This window comes from Pedobacter sp. (genome assembly GCF_045627485.1).
GTDB lineage: Bacteria > Bacteroidota > Bacteroidia > Sphingobacteriales > Sphingobacteriaceae > Pedobacter.
The window spans coordinates 1-7,759 of the sequence record NZ_JAZQNU010000137.1 but is presented as its reverse complement, the minus strand read 5'-3'; the positions used below and the strand labels follow the sequence as shown (position 1 = coordinate 7,759).

The window sequence follows — 7,759 nt, the reverse complement described above, 5'->3', positions numbered from 1 at the left end:
AAGGAAAATGTGGCTTACCGCCAACATTTACCGGCCAGTCAATTACAGTTGCCCAATAAACAAAGGATAACATGGTGATGGTACCTGTTATACCAAAGCAGAAAGCCGCAATGTCTAACCGGGAACGTTTTACCCCTAATTTGGCTTCAATGCCGTGTATAGGCATAGGCGTATATACATCATATATCTTAATGTTATTTTCCTGTAGCTTATCGATGCCGTGCATCATTTCGTCAGGATCGCCAAAACTGCCTAATATATATTTGATATTACTCATTGTTATATTTTTGCGTAATCTTCTTGTTTAACACTATCGAACTTCTCTAAAGACTCTACATATTCTTTCACTTCTTCCTTATCAAGATGTCCTTCTTCTATCTGTTTCATTTTACTTTGCTCACTGGCCGTTTTCAATAACAACTTAACCTCAGCAATGGCAATAGATGGCAACACTCTCAAGAACAATAAGAATAAAGTAAAGAATAAACCAATTGATCCTACGAATATCGCTACATCAACCCATGTTGGGTAAAACATTACCCAACTTGACGGTAGGTAATCACGGTGTAAGGAAGTAACGATAATCACGAAACGTTCGAACCACATACCTATATTCACAACGATAGACAAAATCCAGGTTGCAGGTATACTTGTACGGATTTTCTTGAACCATAACAACTGCGGAGAGATTACGTTACAGGTCATCATCATCCAGTATGCCCACCAGTAAGGTCCGGTTGAACGGTTAATAAAAGCGTATTGCTCATATTCAGAACCTGAATACCATGCTATGAAAAACTCAGTAATGTAAGCCACACCCACGATTGAACCGGTAAGGATGATGATTTTATTCATCGACTCGATGTGGAACATGGTGATGTAGTTCTCTAATCCCATTACTTTACGCACTACCAATAATAAGGTAAGTACCATCGCAAATCCAGAGAAAATTGCTCCAGCCACAAAGTATGGAGGAAAGATTGTCGTGTGCCATCCTGGAATAACAGACGTCGCAAAGTCCATGGATACAATTGTGTGTACCGAAAGTACAAGTGGCGTTGAAATACCTGCAAGAATTAACGATACAGCTTCGAAACGCTGCCAAGTTTTTACGTTACCGTTCCAACCGAAAGACAAGATGGAATAAATTCTGCGTCTAGCACCTGAAGCACGGTCGCGGATGGTTGCGATATCTGGTAACAAACCTGTATACCAAAATAACAAGGAAACAGAGAAGTAAGTAGAGATGGCAAACATATCCCAAACTAGCGGTGAGTTAAAGTTAACCCATAATGATCCAAACTGATTTGGTAGCGGAAGCACCCAGTAAGCTAACCAAGGCCTACCCATGTGTGATACTACGTAAGTAGCTGCACAGATAACGGCAAATATGGTCATTGCCTCTGCAGATCTGTTAATTGAATTCCGCCAATTCTGACGGAAAAGTAATAATACGGCGGAAATTAATGTTCCAGCGTGACCAATACCTACCCACCACACGAAACCGGTGATATCCCAGGCCCAGCCCACTGTTTTATTTAATCCCCATGCACCAATCCCTGTCCAGAAGGTGTAACTTACTGCAAATACCCACATAAGGGCACCCAGTGAAGCTACGATAAACCCTATCCACCAGGCCTTATTTGGCTTGTTTTCCACCGGATTCAAGATATCATCCGTAATCTTTGCATACGTGATATCTTTACCGGTAATTAATGGTTCTCTTAATATTGATTCGTTATGTCCTGACATAGTATCTATTATTTAATACTCGCTTACGCTTGTACTGTACCTGTATTTCTAATTTTTGTCATATAACCGATACCCGGTTGCACATTGATCTCTTCCAACACATAATATGTACGTTGACTGCGTAATGCTTTAGAAACTTCTGATTCCGGATCGTTTCCATCACCAAATACTATTGCATTAGCCGGACATGCCTGCTGACAAGCCATCTGGATATCACCATCTTTCAATGGACGTTTTTCCAATTTAGCAGCTAATTTACCACTTTGAATACGTTGAATACACATTGAACATTTTTCCATCACACCTCTTGAACGAGCAGTAACATCAGGATTAAGTACAAGGTGTGTAAATTCGTTATTTAAGTAGTTGTCAAAACGAGAGTCATTCCAGTAGTTAAACCAGTTGAAACGACGTACTTTATATGGACAGTTGTTTGCACAGTAACGTGTACCTACACAACGGTTATAAGCCATCTGATTCAAACCATCTGATGAGTGTACCGTTGCCAAAACCGGACATACCGTTTCACATGGTGCATGATCACAATGCTGACAAAGCATCGGCTGATGAACAACAGTTACACGGTCAAGATTTTCAAGGTGCTCAATTTCTTTCTCTTTAGAAATGCTTTTATCTCCTTCTTCAATGCTGTAATAACGATCGATGCGGATCCAGTGCATTTCTCTTCTTTTGCGAACCTCGTCACGACCAACAACAGGAATGTTGTTTTCTACGTTACAAGCCACAATACAAGAACCACAACCAGTACAGGCATTTAAATCAATTGCCATAACCCAATTGTTCATTGGAGTCTCATATGCATCCCATAAATCATATGTTTTATGTTTTGCACCGTGGTTCCCTGAACCAGCGGCCGGATCTTTTACATATTCTGCAAATGTAGCTTCACGAATAATGTTTCTGCCTTCGAAAGAGTAATGTGTCTGCGTTTGTGCTAATTCATAGAAAGCTCCTGTTTTAGACAGGCTTACCGTGGTAGCATATTGTTGCGTTCCGTTTACAAAGTTTACAAAAGGATAAGCGTTTTTACCAACGTTGTCTCCTGCTTTACCTGCTTTTGTACGGCCATAGCCTAAAGCAATGGAAGCTGTTCCATTAGCCTGACCAGGTTGTATTAATACAGGCAATTCGATTGTATAACCGTTAGCTGCTTTAACTGAAACTACATCAAACTCTTTAAAGCCTAATTGTTCTGCAAACTTTTGTCCCAAAGCAATGTAGTTATCCCACGTTACTTTACTCACTGGGTCAGGTAACTCCTGTAAAAATGCATTGTTGGCATATCTACCATTACGCATCGGTACACTTTCGTAAACCTGTAACTCAACATCTTTTGCTAACGCTTTGCTGCTGTTCAATACAGATTGCGCAACAGCGTCTAACGCTAAACTAAAAGTATATGTTCCAGCGGTTTTAGAAGGTGTTGTTAGTACACCAACTTGTAATAAGTCATTCCATGTTTTACCTGTAGCAGGCAGAATGTTTTTATCCCAATTGTTACGAACATATTGATAGTAATCCTGAACTGGCGCATTAGACCAGATTAAAAGGCTCTGCTCAGCTTGACGGGCGTTAAATACAGGATTAATCGTTGGTTGTATAATAGAATACGTGCCTTGGTAAGTATTGGCATCACCCCATGATTCTAAGTAGTTCAGGTTAGTGGCAATAACATCACATAAAGTTGAAGTCTCATCCTTACGATCAGAGAAAGAAACCTTCAAGGCTACTTTAGCTAATGCTGCTTCAAATGCTTTTGTATTAATTGCATCATAGGCAGGATTTACGTTTAAGAAGAAAACAGCAGAAACTTCGCCTCTGTCCATTTCTTTAATAAACTCAGCAAATTCTGCATCGTTACCAGCGTAACGAGCGTTATGATTATCTAAATCTATTGTTGTACCATAACTTCCAATGCTCGAGTTAATGGCATTTACCAAAATCTGCGTAGAAACGTCATTAGAACCAGAAACCACTAGTGATTTACCTGCATTCTGAACTAATTCCTTACCAATTAATTTTATTGCTTTCTCTGCCGTAGTATTATTTGGCAATACACCACCTGGTAAAGAAGAACCTGTAACTGCATTATAAAGCGTTATTAATGCAGGGCCTTCCTCTGAAGGTTTAATTGGCAAACGTGTATCTGCATTTGTACCAGTGATGCTCATTCCTGTTTCAAACTGAAAATGTCTAGACATTTTTCCGTTTACTAAGGACTTTGCATTCCTGTTAGATATATATTGCGAAGTAAACTCTTTTCCACTAATCCAGGTACCAAGAAAATCTGCACCGAAACTTACAATCAGATCTGCCTTATCAAAATTGTATTTAGGCACAACTGCTTTACCAAAGCTGTTTTCATTCGCTTTTAGGATACCTGTATAAGATACCGCATCGTATTGTACATGTTTGGTAGCAGGATAAGCCGTTATAAAATCAGCAATAACACTTTTGGTCGACGGACTATCAACAGATGAAGAAACAATACGAATCTTTTTACCCGACGCTTGTGCTTTAGTTAATTCTCCTTTTACAAATTCATCAACTTTAGTCCAGGTTGTTTCTTCGTTCTTAACGATCGGAGTTTTAAGTTTCGACACGTCATATAAATCCAATACAGAGGCTTGAGCCTGTGCATCAGTTCCAAGCTCGAACTGTCCGGCATTCGGATTTGGTTCAATCTTGATTGGTCTACCTTCTCTTGTTTTAACTAAAACACTTTGGCCGTTATAAGTAGACACATAGTAATTCGGTATACCTGGAACAACTTCTTCCGGTTTAATTAAATAAGGAACTGACTTATGAACAGGGGCAGGCTGACAAGCAGCCAATGTTACCGCACCTAAACCAAAGCCAAGCGCTTTTAAAAAGTCGCGGCGAGGAGTTACGGTACTTAATCCTGCTTCATTTAAAACATCTTCTATTGGAAGGGGCTCAGCAAATTCGTTCTTGTTGTTTTCAACAAAATCCGGAGTCTTTTTATACTCTTCTAAGCCTTTCCAGTATTTTTTATTGCTTTCCATTTAAGCTTTATTACTGTTTATCGAACGTTCTTTTTACTAATTTCTATTAATAGTGACATTTACCACACTCAAGACCACCAAGTGTTGCAGGCGTAATTTTTTCGCCTTTCTTGATTTTTTCGTGAGCCTCAATAATTTTGGTATAATATGCATTATCCTTTATATCAAGTTCAGCTTCTTTGTGGCAGTTCACACACCATTTCATTGTTAATGGCGAATACTGGTAAACTTCTTCCATCGTATCTACAGGACCGTGACAAGCGAAACAAACTGGTTCATTTGGCTGCAAGCCTTTGTGTTTACGAATCGCTTCTTCACCTACCACAACGTGTTGCGAGTGATTGAAGTAAGCGAATGCTGGCAAGTTGTGTACACGAATCCATTCTACTGGCTTCTCTTTAGACTTGTCATAAGTCATATGGTCAGCATCGTATCCTAAAGCATTATAGATTTTCTGGATCTCAGGAGAAATGTTGCCATCGTATTTTTCTCTACCCTGAACCTGCTTATGGCAGTTCATACACACATTAAGTGATGGGATAGAAGCATTTTTCGATTTGAAAGCTCCAGAGTGGCAATACTGACAATCGGTTTGATTGATCCCGGCATGTAACTCATGAGAGAACTTAATTGGCTGAACTGGTTGGTAGCCGGTATGAACACCAGTATTCCACATTCCCATCCATCCATACGATCCTAATGTAACTACAAGACACAATATGAAGAAGAATATAAACTTCTTGTTTTTGAATAAACCCGCAACCCCAGCTACTACTGATACCTTTGCCGGCTCAACAACCTCTATACCTTTTTTCTGCAGGATCAAACGCTCCAACATTTTAATGGCATTCGCCAATACTACAAGTACAATAATAGAGATTAAGATAATAGCGAGAACACCTGCAAGGGAGAAATTCGAAACCTCATCAGAACCACCGCCACCACCTGCTGTGGCAGCATCACCTTCTTTTTTAGGTTCGCCTTCTTTTACATAAGCAATAATGCTTTTAATTTGCTCTGGTGTAAGCGTTGGGAAAGCAGTCATCTCTGCATTCGCACTCCACTTTGATGCTTCAACCGCTTCAGGATCACCAGAAGCAATCATAGCCGGAGCATTGTGAATCCATTTCAACAAAAACTCTTCACTTTTTGATGCCACTATCGGTTGTAGTGCAGGTCCGGTCATGTCACGGTCTAACGCATGACACGATGTACACTTTTCCCTAAAAATTTTCCTTCCTTCGACAACATCCTGTGCCTGTGTACCAGAAACGATTAAAACAGATAGAGCCGTTATCATAAATGCCGACTTCCAAACTCTTCTAATGATCAATGAGATATCCCTCATAATGAGTATTTTATACAATTTTTTAAATAACTTAAAATTATAATTAATGTTTAACGACTTAGCTATACATCAAAAACGTGAACAAAAGTAAAGTTTATTAAGTTATCAATGACAAATTAATGACACCAAATACAATTTATAACCATTCTAAACAATCCTTTTATATGCCCTAAATGACCATATTTTCGCACATTTTAAATAAATAAGTGAATCTTATTTCTGAATAAAACGAGTAGTCATTTGGATTTTAAAACTACATTTTTAATATCCACGCAAAAATGAGGGGAGCCACAATTGTTGCATCAGATTCCACAATAAATTTTGGTGTATTGATATCTAGCTTACCCCAGGTAATTTTCTCATTTGGTACAGCACCTGAGTACGATCCGTAAGAAGTTGTCGAGTCAGAAATCTGGCAAAAGTAGCTCCAGAAAGGAATATTAGGCATTTCCATATCCTGATACAGCATCGGTACTACACAAATCGGGAAATCTCCCGCAATACCACCTCCAATTTGAAAAAAACCAATGCCTTTTCCTTCACTGTTTTTAATATACCAGTCGGCTAACCAACCCATATACTCAATACCACTTTTCATGGTCGTTGCAGTGAGTTCACCTTTCATTACATAAGAGGCAAATATATTACCCATTGTGGAGTCTTCCCATCCAGGTACAACAATCGGTAAATTCTTTTCTGCTGCTGCCAACATCCAGGAGTTCTTAGGGTCGATCTCGTAGTATTGCTCCAATACGCCGCTTAACAACATCTTGTACATAAACTCATGTGGAAAATAGCGTTCTCCAGCAGCATCCGCATCTTTCCAAAGCTTGTGAATATGTTTTTGTAACCTGCGAAAAGCTTCCTCTTCTGGAATACAAGTATCAGTAACCCTGTTGTAATGGTTTTCTAAAAGGTCCCATTCGTCCTGCGGACTTAAATCTCTATAATTTGGTACCCTTTTATAATGTGAATGGGCCACAAGATTCATAATATCTTCTTCCAGGTTAGCGCCTGTACAAGAAATGATGGATACTTTATCCTGACGAATCATTTCCGCTAAAGAAATACCCAATTCTGCTGTACTCATCGCCCCAGCAAGGGTAATCATCATTTTTCCACCCTCATCTAAATGGGTTTCATATCCTTTTGCAGCATCCATCATGGCTGCAGAATTGAAGTGAAGGTAATTACCCTCCATGAATTGCGAAATAGGTCCTCTTGTGCTCATCTGTTTATCTATAAAAGTCCAAAAATAGACATTTATTCTCAAATCAGACAAAATCCTGATAAAGTCGCCAAAGAAACCATTACAATTATTTAGATACTTCCTTTACATTTGGGGCGATGAAATATTTTCCGGCATTTTTCCTGCTTCTTTTATGCAGCTTCTACTCCTTTGGACAAAAGAAATTAATCCAACGTCTTTTATCTAATGATGTAGACACCACACGTCGACCTAGTTTCATGCCGATACCTGTTGTAGGCTATAGCCAGGAAAATGGTTTTGAATTTGGTGCGGGCACCTTGTACTCCACATACCTAGATCCCGCAGATCCCAATAACCGTAGCTCCAATTTTTCGGCCTTAGGCTCCATCACAACAAAAAAAC

5 protein-coding genes and 1 pseudogene are annotated in these 7,759 nt (G+C 39.3%); 1 reads left to right on the top strand and 5 read right to left on the bottom strand.

Features of this window, described 5'->3' with window-relative positions:
- The 5 genes from ACR2F3_RS10625 to ACR2F3_RS10605 form a co-directional block, all read right to left on the bottom strand.
- Positions 1–277: DUF3341 domain-containing protein (locus ACR2F3_RS10625; RefSeq protein WP_432709953.1), on the bottom strand; the 277-nt coding region annotated here is incomplete at its 3' end.
- Between the two features lie 2 nt (positions 278–279).
- Positions 280–1,752, bottom strand: coding sequence for an NrfD/PsrC family molybdoenzyme membrane anchor subunit (gene nrfD, locus ACR2F3_RS10620; RefSeq protein WP_432709952.1), 1,473 nt, complete (start codon positions 1,750–1,752; stop codon positions 280–282).
- Positions 1,753–1,775: 23 nt separating this feature from the next.
- Positions 1,776–4,799: a TAT-variant-translocated molybdopterin oxidoreductase gene (locus ACR2F3_RS10615; RefSeq protein ID WP_432709951.1), complete on the bottom strand. Its 3,024-nt coding sequence runs from the start codon at positions 4,797–4,799 to the stop codon at positions 1,776–1,778.
- 46 nt (positions 4,800–4,845) lie between these two features.
- Positions 4,846–6,147: a c-type cytochrome gene (locus ACR2F3_RS10610; protein ID WP_432709950.1), complete on the bottom strand. Its 1,302-nt coding sequence runs from the start codon at positions 6,145–6,147 to the stop codon at positions 4,846–4,848.
- Positions 6,148–6,400: 253 nt separating this feature from the next.
- The gene (locus ACR2F3_RS10605; protein WP_432709949.1) at positions 6,401–7,378 is read right to left on the bottom strand and encodes a deoxyhypusine synthase family protein; all 978 of its coding nucleotides are present in this window, start codon (positions 7,376–7,378) and stop codon (positions 6,401–6,403) included.
- Between the two features lie 116 nt (positions 7,379–7,494).
- Here ACR2F3_RS10605 and ACR2F3_RS10600 point away from each other — a divergent pair.
- A pseudogene (locus ACR2F3_RS10600) lies at positions 7,495–7,759 on the top strand (polymerase); the annotation flags it as partial.